At 37.8% G+C, this 22779-nt stretch carries 24 protein-coding genes; 9 read left to right on the top strand and 15 right to left on the bottom strand.

Annotation, left to right across the window (positions count from 1 at the left end; genetic code table 11):
* Positions 1-50: 50 nt before the first annotated feature.
* From QCQ61_RS08375 to QCQ61_RS08365, 3 genes are all read right to left on the bottom strand, one after another.
* The gene (locus tag QCQ61_RS08375; protein WP_279447184.1) at positions 51-638 is read right to left on the bottom strand and encodes a phosphatase PAP2 family protein; all 588 of its coding nucleotides are present in this window, start codon (positions 636-638) and stop codon (positions 51-53) included.
* Between the two features lie 9 nt (positions 639-647).
* A complete protein-coding gene (locus tag QCQ61_RS08370) occupies positions 648-878 on the bottom strand; it encodes a DUF8828 family protein (protein WP_279447183.1) in 231 nt (76 codons plus the stop codon).
* Between the two features lie 62 nt (positions 879-940).
* Positions 941-2320, bottom strand: a complete 1380-nt coding sequence (locus QCQ61_RS08365; protein ID WP_279447182.1) for an MATE family efflux transporter — start codon at positions 2318-2320, stop codon at positions 941-943.
* 99 nt (positions 2321-2419) lie between these two features.
* Between QCQ61_RS08365 and QCQ61_RS08360 the strand changes: the two genes are divergently transcribed.
* From QCQ61_RS08360 to QCQ61_RS08335, 6 genes are all read left to right on the top strand, one after another.
* Complete coding sequence (locus QCQ61_RS08360) at positions 2420-4258, top strand: ABC transporter ATP-binding protein (protein WP_279447181.1); 1839 nt, start codon at positions 2420-2422, stop codon at positions 4256-4258.
* A gap of 218 nt (positions 4259-4476) precedes the next feature.
* On the top strand, positions 4477-4770 hold the full coding sequence (locus QCQ61_RS08355) for a hypothetical protein (RefSeq protein WP_279447180.1): 294 nt from the start codon (positions 4477-4479) through the stop codon (positions 4768-4770).
* 90 nt (positions 4771-4860) lie between these two features.
* Positions 4861-5316, top strand: a complete 456-nt coding sequence (locus tag QCQ61_RS08350) for a DUF1801 domain-containing protein (protein WP_279447179.1) — start codon at positions 4861-4863, stop codon at positions 5314-5316.
* Positions 5317-5363: 47 nt separating this feature from the next.
* Positions 5364-6104 (top strand): AAA family ATPase, encoded by a 741-nt coding sequence (locus QCQ61_RS08345; protein WP_279447178.1) that lies wholly within the window; start codon positions 5364-5366, stop codon positions 6102-6104.
* A gap of 59 nt (positions 6105-6163) precedes the next feature.
* Entirely contained in the window at positions 6164-7012 is an 849-nt protein-coding gene (rlmF, locus tag QCQ61_RS08340) for a 23S rRNA (adenine(1618)-N(6))-methyltransferase RlmF (protein WP_279447177.1), read from the top strand.
* A 22-nt stretch (positions 7013-7034) separates the two neighbouring features.
* Positions 7035-7835 carry a DUF1853 family protein gene (locus QCQ61_RS08335; protein WP_279447176.1) on the top strand — a complete coding sequence of 267 codons (801 nt, stop codon included), beginning with the start codon at positions 7035-7037 and terminating at the stop codon, positions 7833-7835.
* Positions 7836-7841: 6 nt separating this feature from the next.
* On the opposite strand, the gene QCQ61_RS08330 is transcribed toward QCQ61_RS08335, so the two are convergent.
* The 8 genes from QCQ61_RS08330 to QCQ61_RS08295 all read right to left on the bottom strand — a co-directional run bounded on the left by QCQ61_RS08330 (position 7842) and on the right by QCQ61_RS08295 (position 16559).
* A complete protein-coding gene (locus tag QCQ61_RS08330; RefSeq protein ID WP_279447175.1) occupies positions 7842-9233 on the bottom strand; it encodes a M20/M25/M40 family metallo-hydrolase in 1392 nt (463 codons plus the stop codon).
* 53 nt (positions 9234-9286) lie between these two features.
* A complete protein-coding gene (locus QCQ61_RS08325; RefSeq protein WP_279447174.1) occupies positions 9287-10165 on the bottom strand; it encodes a PPK2 family polyphosphate kinase in 879 nt (292 codons plus the stop codon).
* An 8-nt stretch (positions 10166-10173) separates the two neighbouring features.
* A complete protein-coding gene (locus QCQ61_RS08320) occupies positions 10174-11337 on the bottom strand; it encodes a sigma-54-dependent transcriptional regulator (protein ID WP_279447173.1) in 1164 nt (387 codons plus the stop codon).
* Positions 11337-12251 carry a hypothetical protein gene (locus QCQ61_RS08315; RefSeq protein WP_279447172.1) on the bottom strand — a complete coding sequence of 305 codons (915 nt, stop codon included), beginning with the start codon at positions 12249-12251 and terminating at the stop codon, positions 11337-11339. The genes QCQ61_RS08320 and QCQ61_RS08315 overlap by 1 nt, the downstream gene beginning before the upstream one ends.
* A 54-nt stretch (positions 12252-12305) precedes the next feature.
* On the bottom strand, positions 12306-13613 hold the full coding sequence (locus QCQ61_RS08310) for an ABC transporter permease (RefSeq protein ID WP_279447171.1): 1308 nt from the start codon (positions 13611-13613) through the stop codon (positions 12306-12308).
* A gap of 6 nt (positions 13614-13619) precedes the next feature.
* The gene (locus QCQ61_RS08305) at positions 13620-14546 is read right to left on the bottom strand and encodes an ABC transporter ATP-binding protein (protein ID WP_279447170.1); all 927 of its coding nucleotides are present in this window, start codon (positions 14544-14546) and stop codon (positions 13620-13622) included.
* Positions 14547-14896: 350 nt separating this feature from the next.
* Positions 14897-16006, bottom strand: a complete 1110-nt coding sequence (gene dnaJ, locus QCQ61_RS08300; RefSeq protein ID WP_279447169.1) for a molecular chaperone DnaJ — start codon at positions 16004-16006, stop codon at positions 14897-14899.
* A gap of 1 nt (position 16007) precedes the next feature.
* A complete protein-coding gene (locus QCQ61_RS08295; RefSeq protein ID WP_279447168.1) occupies positions 16008-16559 on the bottom strand; it encodes a nucleotide exchange factor GrpE in 552 nt (183 codons plus the stop codon).
* Positions 16560-16712: 153 nt separating this feature from the next.
* On the opposite strand from QCQ61_RS08295, the gene QCQ61_RS08290 reads away from it, so the two are divergent.
* Complete coding sequence (locus tag QCQ61_RS08290; RefSeq protein WP_279447167.1) at positions 16713-17366, top strand: YceI family protein; 654 nt, start codon at positions 16713-16715, stop codon at positions 17364-17366.
* Between the two features lie 54 nt (positions 17367-17420).
* Here the strand turns inward: QCQ61_RS08290 and QCQ61_RS08285 are convergent, their stop codons facing one another.
* The 3 genes from QCQ61_RS08285 to QCQ61_RS08275 all read right to left on the bottom strand — a co-directional run bounded on the left by QCQ61_RS08285 (position 17421) and on the right by QCQ61_RS08275 (position 19655).
* Positions 17421-18335, bottom strand: coding sequence for a TIGR01777 family oxidoreductase (locus QCQ61_RS08285; protein ID WP_279447166.1), 915 nt, complete (start codon positions 18333-18335; stop codon positions 17421-17423).
* Positions 18336-18468: 133 nt separating this feature from the next.
* On the bottom strand, positions 18469-19134 hold the full coding sequence (gene mnmC2 / locus QCQ61_RS08280) for a tRNA (5-methylaminomethyl-2-thiouridine)(34)-methyltransferase MnmC2 (protein WP_279447165.1): 666 nt from the start codon (positions 19132-19134) through the stop codon (positions 18469-18471).
* Between the two features lie 5 nt (positions 19135-19139).
* Complete coding sequence (locus tag QCQ61_RS08275; protein ID WP_279447164.1) at positions 19140-19655, bottom strand: DUF4920 domain-containing protein; 516 nt, start codon at positions 19653-19655, stop codon at positions 19140-19142.
* A 112-nt stretch (positions 19656-19767) separates the two neighbouring features.
* Between QCQ61_RS08275 and QCQ61_RS08270 the strand changes: the two genes are divergently transcribed.
* Positions 19768-20838, top strand: a complete 1071-nt coding sequence (locus QCQ61_RS08270) for a branched-chain amino acid aminotransferase (protein ID WP_279447163.1) — start codon at positions 19768-19770, stop codon at positions 20836-20838.
* Positions 20839-20898: 60 nt separating this feature from the next.
* On the opposite strand, the gene QCQ61_RS08265 is transcribed toward QCQ61_RS08270, so the two are convergent.
* Entirely contained in the window at positions 20899-21285 is a 387-nt protein-coding gene (locus QCQ61_RS08265) for a nucleoside triphosphate pyrophosphohydrolase family protein (RefSeq protein WP_279447162.1), read from the bottom strand.
* 683 nt (positions 21286-21968) lie between these two features.
* Between QCQ61_RS08265 and QCQ61_RS08255 the strand changes: the two genes are divergently transcribed.
* Positions 21969-22778: a hypothetical protein gene (locus QCQ61_RS08255; RefSeq protein WP_279447160.1), complete on the top strand. Its 810-nt coding sequence runs from the start codon at positions 21969-21971 to the stop codon at positions 22776-22778.
* The last annotated feature ends 1 nt before the right edge of the window (position 22779 follow it).

Below are 22779 nucleotides of genomic sequence, written 5' to 3'. Positions count from 1 at the left end.
CCCTGAGCGCAATCGAAGGGTTACTTCTACTTTAAATTTTTGGTTGAAAATTAGATCTCCACTGCGTTCGACCTGACATTAAATTTCCGCTGCCCCCATTTCTGCAAAAGATAAAACAACCAGCCTATCAATCCGCCGAAGGCCATTCCGCTAATAACGTCAAGCGGATAATGCACACCTAAATAAATGCGGCTATATCCAGTTGCTACCGCCCAAACCAATAAAATAAAAGGCAAATATTTATACCACTTTTGAAGGCTCAATCCAAGAAATACAGCCGCTGCCATTGAACTTGCAGCGTGGGCAGAAAAATAGCCAAATCTACCACAGCCATCGGCAACGTAGCGCATTAATGGTTGCAGCTCTTCAACCTTGCACGGTCGCGGGCGTTTAATTCCGTATTTAAAAAGGTTGGCAATCTGGTCTGTTGCAGTAATCATTAAGGCAACACAAACCACAACAACCAAAGTACCTTTTAGTCCATAATGTTTATAGATTAAATACAGCAGAATTGCGTATAAGGGGATAGAGGACCATTTTTCGGTTACAAACCTCCAAAATCCGTCCCAAGAAGTATTGCCCAGATTATTTAAAAACAGGAAAAATTCGGTATCGTAATTTAAAAGTTGTTCGAGCATAAATAGGTATTATTCTTCGTCATAGCGTGCAATTTCACGATCGTAAAAATCGTTTGCACCCTGAATTAAATTTTCAGCTTCGGCCTCCAATTCCTTTTGGTCTTCCTTATCAAAATCCTCCAACCATTCAACTTCATCGTTTTCAAGATTAATGATATACCGCGGAAACTCTGTGTGTATAACAAATATAGCTGTGGGATAATCGCTGTTGTCGCCTAGAAGATATTTTGGGAAATCCATTATTTAAAAATTTTTAGTTAATAGGAAATTGAACTTTAAAAATTGGCTATCGCGAATAAAATTTATGCATCGCCCAGTCTAATTAATTTTTTTGAAAGATAATTAAATCTGATGAATAACATAATGCCACTAGCCGTTAGTCCTGCAAATAGGCCAATCCAAATACCCATACTTTCCAAGGAAGTATGCATACTTAAATAGTACGAAATCGGAAAACCAATTATCCAATACGCAATAAAGGTAAGTACAGTTGGTATTTTTACGTCCTGCATCCCTCTAAGCGCTCCCAGTGCCACGACTTGCAAGGCATCAGTAAATTGAAAAATAGCTGCAATAATCAATAATTGTGAGGCTAGAATTACTACTTCGTTGTTATCGGCAAATTGCGCAAGATTGTCATAATCCAAAAATATTTTTGGCAACGAGCCATTAAAAAGTATAAAGCCGATAACAAAAACTAAGGATAAAAGCGCAGTGAGCAAAAAGATAGAAATTGCAACACGACGTAATTCCCTAAAATTCTTTAATCCCTTCTGATTTCCAACTCTAATCATTGCTGCTACACTAAACCCCATTGCCACCATAAAAGTCATGGACGCCAAGTTTAAAGCAATTTGGTTTGCCGCTTGTGCATTCTTTCCAAGAATTCCAGAAAGCCAAACTGCCGATGTGAAAATACCTACTTCAAAAAACATCTGCATAGCCGAGGGAAAACCAAGACTTAATAGTTTTTTCAACATTTTTTTACTCAGCGTGAAGATTTTAATTTCGGTAACAAAAAATCGCGATCTACTTTCTCTACTCAACAAATACCATAAATACCCCACCATAACAACTCGCGAAACCAAGGTGCCAATGGCGGCCCCAACCACCCCCATTTCGGGTGCTCCAAATTTTCCGAAAATAAACATGTAGTTTAACAATACATTTACCAAATTGGCGGCAATCGTAGCGTACATTGGAAAGCGAGTCATAGACATGCCATCGCTAAATTGCTTAAATCCTTGAAAAATTATCAACGGCACTAAGGAGGCCGCTACCAGTGTTAAGTAAGGCATTGCCAGATCTACCACTTCTGGCGGTTGGCTCATAACATACATTAATGGTTTTGCAAACATTACGGTTGCAAAAAGTACCAAGCCCAAAACAATACACAAAAATAAGCCGTGCTTAAATGAAGATTTTCCTTTTTCGCGATTGCCTTCGCCATCGGCCTCGGCTACCAATGGGGTTATTGCCGTAGAAAAACCTACCCCAAGGCTCATTGCCACAAACATAAAACTATTACCCAGCGAAACTGCCGCAAGCTCGGCACTACCAAGTTGGCCTACCATAATATTATCTACCAAAGCCACCACTTGGTGCCCCAACATTCCCAAAATTACAGGCGTGGCGAGCTTGGTGTTGTATTTAAATTCTTTGGTATAATCTGAAAGTGCCAATTCTTAAAAAATTTTGCGCAAAGATAGTTGTTGTGTTTTTTAGAATAGCTTTGTAATTCAAAAATTCTGAATTTTGATTTCAGAATTTAGATTAAAAAAATGGCAAGACGAATTTTAAAATCCATCACCGAAGAAGAAGAGAAAACCAGTCTCAAGGATTCCTTTAAAGCTTTAAAAACAATTCCTCGTTTTTTCAGGGAAATTTATCGCAGTAGTCCGAAGTTATTTTTCGCAAATACAATTAGTAGATTGCTAAATGCTTTCACTCCCGTAGTAATCCTCTGGGTGGGAAAAATGATTATTGATGAAATAATTCTCCAAGTTTCCCTCGAAGACAAAGATTTCACCTTGTTGTGGAATTTAGTCATCATTGAATTCTGCGTCGCAGTGCTTTCAGATTTATTGGGAAGATTAATAAACCTTACAGACGGCCTGTTGGGCGATCTATACTCCAATATGTCTTCCGAAAAAATTATTCGTAAAACTTCCGAGCTTACCATTGCCCAATTGGAAGATCCCGAGTTTTACGATAAGCTGGAACGCGCCCGCACCCAAACCAATAGTCGCGTGGGTTTAATGACCAATGCACTGGGGCAAGCCGAAAGCTTAATTTCTATGGTTTCCCTTATTGCAGGACTAATTTATTTTGAACCAATTTTAATATTGATACTTATCCTAAGCATTATTCCTTCTTTTATAAATGAAGCGAAATTCAGCAGCACGCGCTATTCTTTAGCGCGCAGTTGGACCGCAGAACGCCGCGAACTGGATTACCTTCGTTTTATAGGTGCCAACAACCAAACCGCTAAGGAGATAAAGCTTTTTGGCCTCACCGATTTTATAGCAGAACGTTTTAAAAATTTGTCGAACGACTATTACCTCATCAATAAAAAGCTCTCGCTCAAACAAAGTTTGTACGGTTCATTATTTAATGTTTTGGGCGTTCTAAGCTATTACGGCGCCTATGTGTATATAATTATGCGGGTTTTGGCAGGTGCTATCAGTATTGGAGAACTAACCTTTCTTTCAGGCTCCTTTAACAGACTGCGCAACAATTTGCAGGGTTTCTTTTCTCGATTTACTCGAATTTCAGAAAGTGCGCTGTACCTGCAGGATTACTTCGATTTTATAGATTTAAAAATTGAGCAAACTTCCGAAAAACGAACTCCAATGCCCGAAAACATACAAGAAGGTTTTCAAATTAACAACCTACATTTTGCCTATCCGGGAAGTAATACCGAAGTTCTAAAAGGCGTAACTTTTAAAATGAAAGCAGGTGAAAAAATGGCCTTCGTAGGTCAAAATGGCGCCGGAAAAACTACGCTAATTAAGCTCTTTCTTCGCTTTTATGAACCCACAAAGGGCGAAATTCTCTTAGATGGCACCAACATTAATAAGTTTGATGTTGACGAATACCGAAAGCGGTTTGGAGTAATTTTTCAAGACTTTTTTAAATATGAATTTACCCTGCGCGAAAACATAGCCGTAGGCAATATTGCACAAGTACAAAACGACGAAATTATAAATTACGCCGCCAGTAAAAGTCTCGCCGAACAAGTAGTTAACGAAATGACCGATGGTCTGGAGCAGCGTTTAGGCAGACGTTTTTATAAAGGTACCGAACTAAGTGGCGGACAATGGCAAAAAGTAGCGTTAGCACGTGCTTATATGAAAGATGCCGATGTGATGGTACTGGATGAACCCACCAGTGCACTGGACGCGCAAGCAGAGTATGATGTTTTTGAACGGTTTATCGCCCTCACAAAAGGTAAAACCAGCATTATTATCAGCCACCGATTTAGTACCGTACGGATGGCAGATCGTATATTGGTTTTGCAAAACGGCCAAGTTCTGGAGCTAGGCACCCACGACGAATTAATGGCTCATCCCAAACTATACTCAGAACTGTTTAAGTTGCAGGCGGCGGGATATCAGTAAAAAAATTAAAGTTGAAATCTCTGACCCGGTTTAAATATACGTTCAAGAAACAAAACAGTAACCTTTAGAATTTATTTCAACAATTTTAAAGATTCAGGCCTCAAATCAATTTAGTCGAAAACCTTATAATATTTTGTTATAATATTGCCTACGTCCCGTTAAACTGCTTTTAATTGCCTTCTTCATTAATTACTTTTAGGAAACTAAAAATATTAATTATGAAAAAGAAAGAAAACACTACAAATGAAAACCTGCCGTACAATCCTGAAGTTACCGACCACGATAAAGATATTTTAAACCAGAAAAATATTCACGGCGATGGCGGCGATGATCAACAACTTAAGGATAGAAAGAATAAAGTAGATTTTGAAGGAAAAGACTTGGACATCCCCGGCCGGAGTAAGGCAAAAAAACAAAACAATCCCAACGGACTTCGAGACGAAGAAAACCAATTGCATAGCCAAGGCGGGGAAAGTAAAAATAACTTGGAAAGGGATGATGCTGCGCTTTAATAATTAATACACCAGACATTCCTCTGCACAATACCAAACAAAAGCTTTAAATTTGGGTTTTTTAATGAATTTTTTAAAGCCAGTAAAATAATGCAATCAACCGCCAAGACTCCGGATCAATATATTGATGAACTACCAGAAGATCGAAAGGTAGTGATGCAAAAACTTCGAGATACAGTAAAGAAAAACCTTCCGGATGGTTTTGAAGAAACTATGCAATACGGAATGATTAGTTATGTGGTGCCGCACAGCATTTATCCCGATGGGTACCACTGCAAACCTACGGATGCCCTACCATTTATGAGCATTGCTTCACAAAAAAATCACATTGGTTTTTATCATTCCGGTATTTACACAGATCCTGAAATAATGGCTTGGTTTGTAGCAGAATATCCCAAGTATGCAAAGGGAAAACTAGACATGGGAAAAAGCTGTGTTCGTTTTAAGAACCTAAAAAATATACCATTTGAATTACTGGGAGAGCTCGCGACTAAAATTACAGTTGCACAGTGGATTGCAAAATACGAAAGTGTGCTGAAAAGGTAATAACTATTACAATTCAATGTATTTTTGCAGATTTAAAATAGGTTAAAATGGCACTATCAGATTTTATAATTATTTCAAAAGAAGCAACCCTTGGCTTAAACCAATTACATTTAAGTAAGGCCAATAAAAATGCCTTAAAACAGTTGTTAAAGGAGTTTAAACATTTTGAAATTTTAAACAAATACAAGCTTCCGGTAGCCAATAAAATTTTTCTCTTTGGCCATACGGGATGCGGAAAAACTACCACCGCAAAAGTCATTGCACAATCTTTAGATAAAAAAATAATTATTTTAAACTTGGGAAATATCGTTTCTTCCCGATTGGGCGAAACCGCTAAAAATATTACCGAAGTCTTTAAAAAAGCTGCTCGTGAAAACGCTGTTTTGCTGTTAGACGAATTTGATTCCATCGGGAAACTTCGCGATCACGACGATAAAGATTCTGCCGAAATGAAACGATTGGTAAATACAGTTATTCAATTAATTGATGAATTGCCAAATAACGTTTTATTAATTGCCGCTACCAATCATCCCAGTGTGATTGATACTGCTTTGTTGCGAAGATTTCAACTAAAACTTAAATTCGAATTGCCTGACCAAGACCAATTAGACGTGTATTATAATTCGCTTTTAGAACAATTTCCCGAAGAGTTCAGTGTACTAAACCGCGTTTATAATATATCGTATGCCGAAGCAAAAGACATTACTTTTAGCGCCGTAAAAAATGCTATAATTAAAAATGAAGAAGCCAAAGTGGCGCGCGACCTAAAGCAAAAGCCTGTGCTATAAATTATTTCAAAATTGGTTTACGCCCGTTGTAGTACCTTTACTTTCTTAAAATACAAGCTGTGCATCCAAAAAATCCCTTTGCCAAAGATTATAACTTTAGTACACTTATAGCAAACCACCCTCCATTAAATCATTTTGTCTTTAAGAATAATTATGGCAACACCACTATAAAATTTGCCAATAATGAAGCGGTAATAGCTCTAAACACAGCATTATTAAAAACTCATTACGAATTAAATTACTGGAAAATCCCCGAAGACAACCTCTGCCCGCCTATTCCGGGGAGGTTAGATTATTTGTTACACGTTGCAGACTTGTTAAACAAAACAGACATCCATTTGCTGGATATTGGCACGGGCCCGAACCTCATCTACCCCATACTTGCACGTTGTCATTTTAATTGGCGCTGCACAGCTAGCGAGGTGAATACAGATTCGCTGCGCAATGCCCAAAAAATAATTTCTAAAAATAAAATACTTACAAATATTGAATTACGGCACCAGCAATTCAAGACGCAAATTTTAGAAAACATTATCCATCCCACAGATTATTTTGATGTGGTGGTTTGCAATCCGCCGTTTTTTAAAAACCGAACAGAGGCAGAACAAAGCAACCAACGCAAGTTTAAAAATTTAGATTTAAAGGGCCAAAACTCGAAAAATTTCGGCGGTCTCAGCAACGAGTTATGGTATAAAGGCGGCGAAGTAGCATTTATAAGAAAAATGACCGAAGAAAGCATTCAGTTTAAGGAACAAGTACATTGGTTTACAGTCATAGTGTCGCAAAAAGAAAACCTAAAAAATTGTAAACGCGCAATTAACAAAACCAAGCCTACGAATATAAAAATTGTTGAAATGGAGCAAGGCAACAAACAAAGCCGATTTATTGCTTGGACATTTAAAACTTAACACCAAAATTTACCGCAACCTATTGAATAGCCACATTTTAAATAGCTTTATAAACGCACCTGAATTAAAAATTACTTCGGAGAAGTATCCTTTTGAAAATTTTAGTTTTTTAAATGAAATGATAACCACAAGCGAATTCAACTTTCCCGAACAATTAGTACTCGGAATGCAAGCCGAAGCCTGTTTTGAAGCATTTTTAAGAAGTTCAAAAAACTATAAACTCCTCGTGGCAAATCTTCAAATAAATGGTGCGAAAGAAACCTTAGGCGAACTGGATTACATAGCTAAAAACATACAAAGTGAAGAAATAATTCATATTGAATTAGCTTGCAAATTTTATTTATACGATGAAAATCTAGGTGCTACGGAAGAAGAAAAATGGATTGGCCCCAACCGAAAAGACAGTCTTTTTGATAAATTGGAAAAAGTAAAGTTGAAACAATTTCCACTACTTCAAAAAGCGGAAACTATTGAAAAACTACACTCTTTAAATATCACTTTGCCAACTTCGCAACAATTGTGTTTAAAGGCTTTTTTATTCATTCCGAAGAAAATAAAAAGCAATGATTTCTCTTTAAATTACACCAACTGCATCGTAGGATATTGGATAAAACACAACGATTTTGTTGCGGAAGAAAGCGAAGCACTATACGCCATACCCACCAAAAAAGAATGGCTTTTACCACCAAGGGCTATTGCAGCCTGGCATTCGTTTTCAGAAATAAAAGAGAAAGTTGAACTTCAGATTAAAAATAACAAATCACCTTTAATTTATAAAAAAACGCCCCATAAAATGGAACGTTTTTTTGTAGTATGGTGGTAATTAAATTTATTTAGCGCCGTAAGTATCCATTAAATACATCAGACTAGCCATAGTTGCCGCGCCAAGTTCCAGTTCGCGTTTGTTAATTTGTTCAAATGTATCGTTTGCAGAGTGGTGAATATCGAAATAACGCTGAGAATCTGGTTGTAATCCAGCCAGCACATTAATATTTCCTTTCATTGGACGTATATCTGCGCCGCTATACCCTTCATCAAACAGATGAATTAAATACGGCTCAAAAAGTGGCACCCACGAACGAATTTGCGCGAGGTTAGCTGCATCGGTTTCAAGCGAAAAACCCCGAGGTGTAAATCCACCACTATCGCTCTCCAATGCAAAAACGTGGGTTTCATTTTTTCGTTTGGCTTCTTCGGCATATTTTAATCCGCCGCGCAAACCATTTTCTTCATTCATAAATAAAACTACGCGAATGCTGTGTTTTGGCTTGTAATTCAGTTTTTTAAAAAGTCGCAATACTTCCATACTTTGTGTAACTCCCGCACCATCGTCGTGAGCGCCATCACCAACATCCCAACTGTCTAAGTGGCCACCAACTACCATATATTTATCAGGGTAAGTGGTGCCAGTTATTTCGCCAATTACATTATAAGAAAGTACATCGTCCCAAATTTTACAGTTTTGTTTAAAGTAAAATTGTAACTGTGGTTCTAGTTTCAGTAAGCCACTGAGATAATCTGCATCTTTTGTGCTAATTGCGGCAGCAGGAATTCGTTTTGATTCTGGGGTATCGCCATAACTCATTGCCCCCGTATGCGGTGCAGAATCGTTTTTTAAAGACAGCGAACGCACCAATACGCCAATTGCTCCATACTTGGTAGCTTCTGCCGCACCGGAATAACGTTGATTTGACGCACCTCCGTAGGCATGGCCCGTGTGTATTAAATCTGGTTGCATTGGTCTGTTAAAAAAAACTATTTTACCTTCAATTTTTTGACGACCTAAACTTGCGAGTTCCTCAAAATTATGAACTTCTACTACCTCGGCTTTTATTCCCAAATTAGGTGTTGGCACAGACCCTCCCAGTGCTAAAATATTGGTAACGGTTTTTTCGCCCGAGGGAGATTCAATATAGGCGTATTCCTTAAAACCACGTGTCCATTTTGGCACCATTACCGGTTGTAGCCAAACCTTGTCTAAACCCAGTTCCTTTAGCTCGGCTTCGGTGTATTTTACAGCGCGTTCTGCCTCAAAAGAACCAGACAAACGTCCTCCAATTTGGTTGGAAAGATAATCTAACCAGTCGTATGCTTTTCCATCTGATAAGGCCGTGGTATAAAGCTTTTTTAGCATAGTAGAATCCTGCGCTGCATTTTGTGAAATGCTTGCAGTTGAAATAAATAGAAAGAAAATTAAAGCAGGGATTAATCGAGTTTTCATTTGTAAAAAATTTTATAGAATCAGTGTCTTTTTTAACTCAGTGAGCCGACAAATTAATCATTTTTAAGACGTTCACGGTATTCTGAAATTTTTGCCTTTATAGCGTCGTCTAGTTCAGGTTCTTTGATGTCCTCGTATTTTTTTAGTTCGCGAAGCATAATTTCTGCCACAATTAATCGGGCAGTATCCTTATCGTCTGAAGGAATAATGTACCAAGGAGCGTGGGGTTTTGAGGTGCGATTAATGGCTTCCTCATAACAATTTCTGTATTCTTGCCATAATTCCCTTTCGTCTAAATCGCCTGGAGAAAATTTCCAATTTTTATTTGGCTTGTCCAGCCTGCGAAGCAATCGATTTTTTTGTTCTTCTTTTGAAAGGTTTAAAAAGAATTTGAAAATAATAGTTCCGTTTTCTTGTACTGTCTTTTCAAAATTATTGATTTGCTGAAATCGTTTGTCCCAGAATTCTGTATCAATATCATCTAAAGAGTTTACGTCCGGCAAATTTTCACCAAGAATATATTCGGGGTGTACACGGGTAACCAAAACATTTTCATAATGTGTTCTATTGAAAACGCCAAACTTTCCGCGTTCGGGAAGTGCAATGTAGTGGCGCCAAAGATAATCGTGTTTTTTTTCGAGCGAAGTGGGCGTTTTAAAACTGTGAACCACTACTCCACGGGCATTAAAATCTTTAAAAACTTCGCGAATTAAGCTATCTTTCCCAGCCGTATCCATTCCTTGAAGGCAGACCAAAACTGCATATTTTCCATGGGCGTATAGCGTGTCTTGAAGTTTACCTAACTCTTTTCGCGTTTTTCTTAATTGATTTTTCAACTCATCCTCAGAGGCTTCCAAATCAAAATCATTTCGGGAGCCATCTAATTTTATAGGCCCACTAACTTTAAAATCTTCAATGCGTACTTCTTTCATCTATATATCTATTTACTGGCGAACAATTTAACATCCTCAACGCTAATTTCCTTTTCTCCGAGAATAATTAAGCGCTCCACAACATTTCTGAGTTCGCGAATATTTCCTGTCCAATCGTATTCTTGCAATAATTTTATAGCTTTTGGAGCGAATTTCTTTTTAGTCGTACCGTGTTCAACTGAAATTTTTTCAGAAAAATAATCAACCAATAATGGAATGTCGTCTCTTCTATCATTTAACGGTGGAACTTTTATAAGAATTACTGCCAATCTATGATAGAGATCTTCGCGAAAATTACCTGCTTCTATTTCCTTTTTTAAATTTTTATTGGTCGCAGTAATTACGCGAACATCAACCTTAATGTCCTTGTCGCTACCAACGCGTTGTACTTTATTTTCCTGTAAGGCTCTAAGCACCTTTGCCTGCGCAGAGAGGCTCATATCGCCCACTTCATCGAGAAAAATTGTACCGCCATTTGCAGCTTCAAATTTACCAGCTCGGTCTTTATTTGCTGAGGTAAAAGCGCCTTTTACGTGCCCGAATAGTTCGCTTTCAATTAATTCGCTAGGAATTGCAGCGCAGTTAACCTCTATCATCGGACCGTTGCTACGATCGCTTTTTTGATGTAGCCAATGCGCCACCAGTTCTTTTCCGGTACCATTGGGACCGGTAATTAAAACGCGTGCTTCGGTGGGGGCCACTTTTTCAATCATTTTTTTAATCTGTTCTATCTCTGGCGATTCGCCTACCATTTCATAGTTTTTTGAAACCTTTTTTTTAAGGCGGGTATTTTCAACAACCAACTCTTTCCGGTCTAAGGCTATACGAACAGTGTTTAATAAACGGTTTAAATCCGGTGGTTTTGAAATATAATCGAAGGCGCCCAATTTCATTGTATTTACGGCAGTTTCAAGATCGCCGTGTCCGGAAATCATAACCATAGGTGTTTCGGGTTTAATTTTTTTTACGGCTTCCAAAACCTCAACTCCGTCCATTTTGGGCATTTTGATATCGCAAAGTACCAAATCGAAATCTTCATTTTTTATCAGTTCCATTCCGGCAAGGCCATCTTCTGCTTCAAACACCTCGTAGCCTTGGTTTTCTTCAGAAAGAATTTTCACCAAAACTCTTCTAATTGCTGCCTCATCTTCTATTATAAGTATTCTTGCCATTAATATTTAAATTTTATTCCTGCCCTAAAATAGGGAGAATTTTCGGTATTTATTTTATAAACTTTTTTTCCATCGCCGTCTTCCAACCTAAAATCGTTGTAAACCGAATGCGCCGCATACCCATAAAACAATAAATGCTCCGTAAAAAAGTGTTCGTAACCAAGGCCCAATAAACCAATAGTTAGTTGCACACTTTCTGCCACTTTACCATCTTCACCTTGGTCTATAAGTGGTACAAAATTTTGTTGAAGGTTAGAATACACATTATCTAATGTAGCAAATGCCTGAATAGCATCTTTATGACTGTTATTTAGATAGTGGCGCACATTGGTCTTTGGAACCCCGAGGGTGTACGTCCAATTGGGATGAAATTCTTTGTAGTAATTTAAAATGGGCAATGGGTACCATCTGCCCGGCGTTGTGGAATAAACAAGCCCCATAATAAAGCGATATGGTTTTTTACCTTCTTCCGGATTTTTCTTTTTATCTTTTATGGCGTAAGCTCCCACTTCATAAATAAAGTCGTCGTTTACTAAACTGCCTTCAAAATTGCTCTGAATTTTCACCCCGGTTTTTACACCAAATCGCCAATCGTTTTGTTTCCATACATATCCCAAATAAGCATTCATTTGTTGCACAGACGAAACCAGTTGGTCGTCAAAAGCGAAAACATCTTGTGAGTCATTAATATTAATATCAACATATCTGTATTCCAGCCCCACCACCAAAAGGTTTTCCTTCTCCTTGTTTAATGGAATTGGCGCCTGAAGCAAAGCCCGATAACGGTTTATAGAATTATCGGATTTGGCAAACTGCAAATTTAAATATTCAATCCGCGCCAAGTCTGTTGTTTGGGCAGACGCACCTAAAATAAAAAGCATTAGGCAGGCCGTAAGGCAAAGGTTCTTTTTCATAATTTTTCTTTTTCAATTCCATCGAATTCATAGCAACGTTCAATGGATTCTTTATTAATACTTAAGCCACTTAAAAATTTCTTTGTACGTTGGTTTTTTTCCATACATTAATATTCCCACTCGGTAAATTTTTGCCGCAAACCAAACCATAGCAATAAAGGTTGCGAATAAAATTACTACCGAAATAATTTGCTGCCAAAGCGGCACACCAAATGGAATACGCATTAACATTACTACCGGCGAAGTAAAAGGTATGTACGAAAAAACTTGGGAAACAGTTCCGTGTGGATTATCAATTACGGTGAAAAATCCGACATACACCGCCAGAATAAGTGGCATTAAAATAGGCATCATAAATTGTTGGGTATCCGTTTCACTATCTACAGCTGCACCCACCGAGGCGTATAATGAGGCATAGAGTAAATATCCTCCTACAAAAAAGAGGATAAACATTACTATTAAATTAGCAATAGGTAAGTTATTAATCTCGAGCATTACATCTTGCAAAACTTGCTGGGTACCACCATTTACACTGTTTTCTATAACTTGCTGCGACGGGGAACCTGCAGAAGGATCTATGCCGAATACCGACGTTACCACAGTCATTAATACAAGTATTAACACCACCCAAACTACAAATTGTGTAATCCCGGCGAGTGTAGTTCCAAAGATTTTTCCCAAAAGTAAAATTCGAGGTTTTACCGAAGAAATAATCACTTCAATAACACGGCTTGTTTTTTCTTCAATTACGCTGCGCATAATCATATTGCCATAAATAATAATAAACATAAAAAGCAAATAACCTGCGGCACCACCAAAAATTAATTTTAAGCCGGAACCTAACTTTGAGGTTTCCTTTCCTTGAAATGTTTCTTGATTGGCACTTATGTTAATGTGAAGGTTTTTAATGGTTTCTGAATCAATTCCGGCCTCCTTTAGTTTTAAAGTGTTTACTTTATCTTCCAACAAGTTATTAATGTCACTCATCAAAGACAATGAGGGGGAGTCTTCCGAATAAAAGGTTATTTTCTCTGAAAGTTCATCGAGGCTTTCGGTTTTAGGAATATATAACAAACCATAAATTTCGCCATTTTCAGCTATTTTTTTGGCATCTGCCAATTGTACTCCGCTGAGCATTTTATACTGTAAATGGGGGGTAGAATTAAATTCGCCTGCAAACATGCCACTTTCATCCAGTATTGAAATATTACGAACGGTATCGTTATTTAGACTGGACAAATAGGCTACCAATGCGAAAATACCCACAAAAATCAGTGGGCTCAAAAACGTCATTACAATAAAAGATTTATTGCGCACTTTGGTAAGATATTCTCTCTTTATTATAAGCGGAAGATGATTCATGGTTGCTTAGTTTTTTTGAATGGTTTCAATAAAAATATCGTTTGCAGAGGGTACTACTTCAACAAAATGCGTTAACTGCCCTAACGAAGTTAAATAACTAACAAAGTCATTTGGCGCCACAGAATCAGGAATCTTTACTTTGTACTGCAATTCGTCATTAATACTCTTAAACGTTGCCGGAAAAATGTCAAATTTATCTTTTAGAGCAGTCGAAACTGCCATGTGGTTTGGCGTTATTAAACCTATTTCAAAAGTGTTGTTTTTATACTGGCGTTTTATATCGATAAGCCTACCGTCCAAAATTTTATTGGATTTGTGAATCAATGCAATATGATCGCACATTTCTTCTACAGATTCCATGCGGTGGGTAGAGAAAATTACGGTGGCGCCATCGTCGCGTAGCTTTAATATTTCATCTTTAATAAGATTGGCGTTAATAGGATCAAAACCACTAAATGGCTCATCAAAAATTAACAGTTTTGGGTTGTGAAGTACGGTAACAACAAATTGTATTTTTTGTGCCATTCCCTTAGATAATTCCTGGATTTTTTTGTCCCACCAATCACCTATTTCCAACCTATCAAACCAATATTTAAGTCGTTCTTTTGCTTCCTGTTTAGTCAATCCTTTTAACTGTGCCAAGTACAGCGCTTGTTCTCCCACTTTCATAGACTTGTATAACCCGCGTTCTTCGGGCAAATACCCAATATATTTAATGTGGTTTGGCTGAAGAGGTTCACCATCTAAAATTACCGTACCTGCATCTGGCATGGTAATTTGGTTAATAATGCGAATCAACGTAGTTTTTCCAGCGCCATTTGGTCCAAGCAGGCCAAAAATACTTCCCTTTTCTACCTCGATAGATACATTGTTGAGCGCCCTATAATCTCCGTAGATTTTGGAAACATTGTTGACTACTAAAAGTTTTTCCATAAATTTTTTTTGAAGTATGTAAATATATTGAATTGATAGTACCTCTACCTTTATTGAAGAAAGATTTATGATTTTTTTTAGACATATAAACCAAGGGAAAAGATACGCTTAAAAAAAACCAGCACTATAAAGGTGAAGAAGATGAACACAGCTTGTGCAAATGGTAATTATTTTAAAAGAATGACGATTTTAAAACCGTCGAGTTGCTTTGGGCTTAGCTTTTAAAAACAAAACCCACCCAAAAAATGAATTCTTGGGTGGGAAAAAAAATTGCTATGAAAAAGAAAAATTATCACTTCTAAGACGAAGCGACATTTCAAATATATGAAAAATATTTATTTAACGTTTGTTTAAGAGAACATATCTTTCACTTTCTCAAAAAACGACTTGTCTTCTTTCTCTGGCTTCGGCTGAAAATGTTCGTCACTGCTCATTTTCTCAAAAAACTCCTTTTGTTCCTTCGAAAGCGATTTCGGGGTCCAAACATTCACATGTACCAGCAAATCGCCAGTTCCATATCCGTTTATACTTGGAATTCCTTTATTGCGAAGTCTTAAAATCTTTCCGCTCTGCGCTCCATTGTCTATTTTAATACGCACTTTGCCGGTAACGGTTTCTATCTCTTTTGAAGTACCCAAAGCTGCTTCAGAAAAACTTATATATAAATCGTAGTGAAGATTATCGCCCTCACGCTGTAATGTATCGTGCGGTTTTTCTTCAATTGCAACCAAAAGATCGCCAGAAATTCCGTTGCCTGGAGCATCGTTTCCTTTTCCAGATACTTTTAACTGCATTCCATCCACAACACCGGCCGGAATTTTAATAGATACAGTTTCTTCGGTTACCAACATACCGTCAGCATCGGCGTTTGCTGGTTTAGAATCTACTATTTGGCCTGTACCACCACACGCACTACACGTAGCAGAAGTTTGCATGCGCCCTAAAATTGTGTTTTGAATTCGCGTAACCTGCCCTTGCCCATTACAAGTAGCACAAGTTTTATAGGTTGTGCCTTTGGCCAGTTTTTTGCGTTTTACTTTTATCTTTTTTTCAACGCCATTGGCTATTTCTTCCAAAGTAAGTTGTACGCGTATTCGCAAATTGCTTCCTTTTACGGTTCTGCGACCACCACCGCCAAAACCGCCGAAGCCACCACCAAAACCACCGCCAAAAATATCGCCAAACTGGCTGAATATGTCTTCCATATTCATACCACCTCCGCCAAAACCACCACTGCCATCAAAGGCTCGGTGGCCAAATTGATCGTAGCGCGAACGTTTATTGGGGTCGCTTAATATTTCGTACGCTTCCGCAGATTTTTTAAACATTGCCTCGGCTTCAGCATCGCCCGGATTTTTATCGGGATGGTACTGAATTGCCTTCTTTCGGTACGCTTTTTTAATTTCCGCTGCCGTGGCGGACTTTGAGATTTCTAAAATTTCGTAATAATCTTCCTTCATATTATTGTCCTATAACCACTTTTGGATATCGAATTATTTTATCGCCAAGGGTGTATCCCTTTTCAACCACATCAATCACTTTTCCTTTTAATTTCTTGTCCGGTGCCGGTATTTGGGTAACAGCTTCGTGCGATTCCGAATCAAAAACATCGCCTTGTTTTACTTCCATTAAACTTAGCCCCTTAGACTTTAAGGTTTCGCGCAATTTGTTATTTATAAGGGCAACGCCTTTATACAGGCCGTCGTCTTCGCTTTTTTCAATTTCCTTTAATGCGCGTTCAAAGTCGTCCAAGACCGGTAAGAGTGAATTAATTACATCTTCTCCCGCAGTTTTAAACATGTCTATACGCTCACGGGCAGTTCGTTTTTTAAAATTTTCAAATTCTGCGAAAAGGCGTAGGTAACGATCTTTTTCACGTTGAAACTCCTCTTGCAATTCTGTAAGTGCATCGGTTACTTTTTCTTCGGCAATTTCCTGCGAATTCAACTCCTGTTCGTCAAAACCAATTTCAGCATCGTGCTGGGTTTCTTTTAAATTATCTTCTTTGCTCATAATGGCTATTCTTTCAATTTTTTCTCAAGGGAGCAAAAGTACTGCCATTTGTTGAAAAATGTCAAAATGTCACAGGGTTTTATTTAATAATTCTTTAAGAGTAAACCTCGGTATATTCTCTATTTTTGCACGTATAAACTAAAATCAATAAATATGAAATCTACATTTTTAAAAATTACTTTAATGTCCTTTATTACCATAGGCGCATTTTCGTGTAAAAATACCGAGAAAGAAGCTGAAACAACGGTCGAAGAAGCTGCTCAAGCCACTGAAATGGCAACCGAATATTCTGTAGATGCTGCCGCATCTCAAATTAACTGGGAAGGCGCAAAACCTACCGGCAAACATCACGGCACTATTGATCTTGCTTCGGGAACAATTCATTTAAACGAAGGAAAGGTTGAAGCTGGAAGTTTTACTTTTAATATGAATAGTATTAATGTAGAAGACCTGACTGGAGAAGACAAAGCAAACTTGGAAGCGCACTTAAAAGGAACTGTTGAAGGAAAAGAAGGCGACTTTTTTAATGCAACCGAATATCCTACCGCAAAGTTTGAAATGACCGGCATTGAGAATAATATGGTTAAAGGAAACCTGACCATTAAAGATAAAACAAACCCCATTGAATTTCCTGCAACGGTAAGCATTGAAGGTGATAAAATGACCCTTAAAAGCGAAACTTTTGAAATAGACAGAACGAAATGGGATGTTAATTACGGTTCAAAATCTGTATTTCCAAGTTTGGGAGATAAGTTTATAAACGACACTATTAAATTAAATGTGCTTTTGGTTGCAACAAAAGCATAAATTTTAAGACACTTAAAGCTAAAGATAGAGCGGCAAATTGCCGCTCTATTTTGTTTATAGTAAATCCTGCAGTGCAGTTTCTAAATTGTAATATTTAAAATGGTAGCCAAGCTCCTCTATTTTGTGCGAGCTAACCAATTGACCCTCCAGCACCAATACGGCCATTTCGCCTAAAATTAATTTTAAAGCAAAGGCTGGAATATTAGGTAGCCAAAGCGGGCTATTAAGTTTAGCCGCAATCATCTTTGTCATCTTCTTATTCTGTACCGGATTTGGCGCTACGGCGTTGTACTTGCCTTCCAATTGGTTTTTTAATAAAAACATATATATACCGGCAATATCTTCAATGTGAATCCACGATTGCCACTGCTCACCATTTCCCAATGGCGCACCCACTCCGTATTTAATTGGTTTTATTAATTGCGGTAATGCGCCATCATTTTTTGCCAAAACCATTCCGGTACGCACCTTGCTCACCTCCATTCCCATTCCCAATCCTTTAAATCTGGCTGCTGCAGCTTCCCACTTTACTACAACCTGCGCCAAAAAATTATCGCCAATTTCATCATCTTCTTCGGTGTATAATCTAGTTTCTGAATTTGGATAAATACCAATGCCGCTCGCAGAAATAAAATGAACAACATTGTGGTTTATGTTTTTTAGCGTTTGGTACAACAAGTCCATAGTTTCTATACGGCTGTCCAATATAACTTTTTTGTATTTTTTGGTCCAACGTTCAGAAATAGTGGCTCCAACCAAATTAATTATGGCTTCTGCACCATTAAATGCGTTTACATCAATTTCACCATTTTGGGGATTCCAATAAAAACCCTTGTAGTTTTCGGTATTTTCAATTTTTTCTTTGCTGGTTGTGAGATAATTAACAGCAATGCCTTCACTATGGCACTGCTTTACCAACTCCGAACCGATAAGTCCTGTAGCCCCCGTAATCAATACCTTTTTTATCATAATATTAAAATTATCGATTCAAAAACAAATGGCAATGCTCATTAACGGAAGATTATGAATTGCTCACCATTGCACATAAATTTTTTGAACTTTACCTACATTGAACTGAGCACTCCAAAAAATTAATGATTACTTATTTTACCGCCCGTAACATTTCCTTTTTTCCTGGCGGACCGGGTAGCCGGTAAACGGTAAAGCCTACCGCTTGCATTGCCCGCCTCGCATTACCGTTGGCCGCATAGGTAACCAACACGCCATTGGCCTTTAAAGACCTGTACATTATACTAAAGATTTTCTCAGTCCAAAGTTCTGGTTGAACCCGAATGCCGAAGGCATCAAAATAGATAAGATTAAAAGCGTTTTCAACCGATATTTCAGAAAAGAACTGCTGTATTTTGGCAAGGTGAAATTTTTCTGAAAACCTAGTTTTCTCTTCCCACGGTGCATCGTGAAATTGAATAAATTTTTCTTCGGAAGTATTTAGAAGTGAAGCGTAATTGAGTTGCCGTATTTCATCTATTTGTAACGGATAGGCTTCAATTCCCGTATAATTTACAGCAAACGAATTTTTTTCGGTTTCTAAAAAAGTAAGAAAAGCGTTGAGACCGGTTCCAAACCCAATTTCAAGAATTGAAACACCTGGCTCTTTATTTTCAGAAAACCAATAATGAAGCCCCTCCTTTATAAAAACATGCAGAGCTTCGGCTATTGCCCCGTGCTTAGAATGGTATTGCTCGTTCCATTCGTTAATATGCAAGGAATAAGAGCCGTCGGCTGTTTTAAAAAGTGTGCGTTTCAAAAAAACTAGTGCTTTTCCTCTTCCGGAATAAGTACTCCGTGAGCTTCAAAGGCAAGGGTGCGCTTTACTTCGGTAATCGCAGCAATTTCTTCGGCCGTAGCTCCGCCATCTTCGGCGTAATGACGTTGATCTTCAATACTCATTTCTTCAACATATGCTTTACCTTCGGCAATAATTTCTTTGCCAGCAATATCTTTCGGCATAAAGAAACCATAATCTTTAAAACGAACCATTGCCTCGTCTTCACCCAAATCTACTTTCATCCAGCAGCCCTTCTTTTGGCAAACTTCCTTTACTTGGCTGGCAAATTTTACATTGACTGTATCGCCAATTTTTAAATCGTTGTATCTTTTAATTACCGCTTGCGTATTTAATACGTTTTCATCGGTAATTTTTTCGCCAAAAGTTTGGTAGTTCATGGCTATTGTTTCAGTTTCGAGCACAGGTTTGTCTTCAACTTTTTCGTTTTTACAGCCAATGGCAACTGCTATAAGTGAGAACAGAATTAGTATTTTTTTCATTTTGAAGAATTTAAATAAATTATTGATTGGTAATGCTTTGCAATTTTAATGATTTTTTGAATTTTATATGGTCTAAATTTTACCTATTTTTACCAAATAAACATTTCTTTTCATGAATTCACCTTCCACCGAAAAACTAGACATCCAAAAAGTTGCAACTTCAAGAATTGGCGAAGTAGATTTTAACAATCTTACCTTCGGAAATACTTTTACAGACCACATGTTTGAATGCGACTATAAAAACGGTGTGTGGCAAAAGCCTACCATTAAGCCGTATGGCCCGCTTACAATCTCACCTGCTGCGAAAGTATTTCATTACGGACAAGCGGTTTTTGAAGGAATGAAAGCTTTTAAAGACGACGATAACCGGGTTTGGCTTTTTAGACCTGAGGAAAATTTTAAACGAATTAATAAATCGTCGGTGCGAATGGCCATTCCAGAGTTCCCAAAAGATATTTTCTTTGAGGCGCTAACCACTATCGTGAAAATGGACAAAGACTGGATTCAACCAGGGCTTGGGAATTCGCTTTATATCCGTCCGTTTGTAATTGCAACCCAAGTGGGTGTTTCGGCATCGCCTTCATCTGAATATAAGTTTATGATTTTAATGTCGCCAGCGCAAGCATATTATACTGGCGATGTAAGAGTAGAGATTGCAGAACATTATAGCCGCTCGGCAAATGGTGGCGTAGGTGCCGCAAAAGCTGCCGGAAATTACGGCGCACAATTTTTCCCAACCAATTTGGCACGCGAAAAAGGATTTCAACAAGTAATCTGGACCGACGCCAACGAACACAAATTGTTGGAGGAAGCGGGAACAATGAATGTATTTTTTAGGGTAAACAACACCCTGCTTACTGCTCCGGTAAGCGACAGAATCTTGGATGGGGTTACGCGTAAAAGCGTTTTAGCGCTTGCGGAACGAGATAATCTAACAATAGAGGTAAGGCCGGTTTTGGTTTCGGAAATTGTAGAAGCGGCAAGAAATGGAAGTTTAAAAGAAATTTTTGGAGCTGGCACCGCGGCCGTTATTAGTCCGGTAAGCGCGTTTAGCTATAAAGGAACCGTTTACGAACTTGAAAAACAGGAAGATGGTTTTGCCAAGAGATTTAAAAAAGAATTAATGGATATTCAATACAACCGTAGTGACGATCCGTTTGGCTGGCGGTTTGAAGTTGCGTAAGCAGTAAAAAACGATATTTTATAAAGTCCGAATCTATACTGTTCGGACTTTTTTTAGTTGTTATTTTTCCAAAATTTCGCGAATACGCGGTTTAAAATAGTTGGGGCCTTTTAGCACCTTTCCATCTTCGCGATAAATAGGCTTTCCGTCTTCTCCAAGCTTGCTCATATTGCTGCGCTGAATTTCATTAAAAACCTCTTCAATTTTATGTTGCATACCGTGTTCAATTATGGTTCCGCATAAAATATAGAGCATATCGCCCAGGGCATCTGCTACTTCTACAAGATCGCCCTCGTTTGCTGCTTTTAAGTATTCTTCGTTTTCCTCACGCATTAATTCGTAGCGCAAAAGGTTTTTCTTCATTCCCAGATTAGCCGTTGGAATGTTTTTTATTCCTAGACCAAATGCATCGTGAAATTCAGAAACTGCATTTATTTTATTCTTCATTTTTATGCCCAAATAGCAGGGTGATTTTTAAATTAGTATTGTATTTTTAACCCCTGTAAAACTACAACTTTATGTTTACTAATGGCCAATTGGTTTTCGCTGGATTATTTTTTATTGTCTTTGTAATAATCATGATATTTAGCTATAAAGGCGATAAAAGACTTCACAAAAAATATTATAAGGGCAGTATCTGGGTCCTGGTAGGTTTTATAGTTTTTGTTACCTTATTAATCTTGGTAAAAAACTATTTTAAAAGCTAACATGCAGCAAATGCGTAATATTACCATTGTGGCCGCACTTTAAAAAAACGGTTCTCTCTCTACTATTTTAATTCAACATTTCTACAAAAATACCTCTTAATAGGTATTTTATTTGGAAATCTCCTACCCTACATTTGCTTTATAACAATGTAATCACGTACAGCAATGTATTAGTTTTAAGACGAATAAATTGAACTAGTTTGAATTAGCAATTTATTTAATCTGAAGAAAAAACCTATAAGTGCATTGTAATAATACAGCTTTCTATTAAAATTTTGCTCTTTGGGGAGGGAGTAAAAAGTTAATAAAATTGAAGCAATGCACTGCAGGTTTTTCTTAAAATTTCCCTCGAAAAAATAAACTAGATGAAATATTAAAAGCAATACCAATTGTACACTTACTAACTAAAAACCAAATTAAATTATGAAAAAATTAAAATACCTATTTCCATTTTTATTAGCTTTTTCCTTCTTCTTTATAAGTTGTGAAAAAGATGAAGATTCTGATCCAGAAGAGGAAGAAGTGGTTGAAGTAAACGAAAGTTCCATCATTCCATCCTCTTCATTTGGGCGACCAAACAACTATTTGGGCTGTATTGAAATTACCAGCCGAATTACCAACATTGCTGTTTGGGATCACGGTACCGTTGATGGCGATATTGTTTCAATTATTGCTAATGACGATATTATTATAGACGAACAAACATTAAGAGGACCCGACAGTCCTATTAGTGTAGATTACGATTTTGGTTACAACGGTTTTAATTATGTAACCTTATATGCACATAACTTGGGCGATATACCCCCGAATACATGTACCGTTGCAATTAATGGAGTAGAATTTGTTTTGGAAGCAAATTTAGACGCCAACGGTTCGGTAGATGTAATTGTTAACGGCTATGGCGTTGACTGCAGTGATGCAGGTGGCGGCGGTGGCTCTGGCGGGGGCGGTGGCTCTGGAGGCGGAAGCAACAAAGGCGATGTAAAGTTTTGGATAAATGACGATTTTGGCTGTGGCCCAATTACGGTGAATTTAAGCGGCGTAGGCACCAGTGATATAACTGGATATTATTACGCCGGCACACCAGATTGTACCCCAGACGGCATTGGCGGAAATTTTAACGACCTTACCCCTGGCACGTACAACTATTCGGCAAGTTGCCAAGGCTACACCTGGGATGGCTCCGTAACTGTTACCGAAGATTCCTGCTACCGTATGCAATTAACTTTATAAG

Source organism: Aequorivita marisscotiae, assembly GCF_029814825.1.
GTDB lineage: Bacteria > Bacteroidota > Bacteroidia > Flavobacteriales > Flavobacteriaceae > Aequorivita > Aequorivita marisscotiae.
Note: the sequence above shows the minus strand (reverse complement) of the source record. Positions and strands in the feature narration are given on the sequence as shown.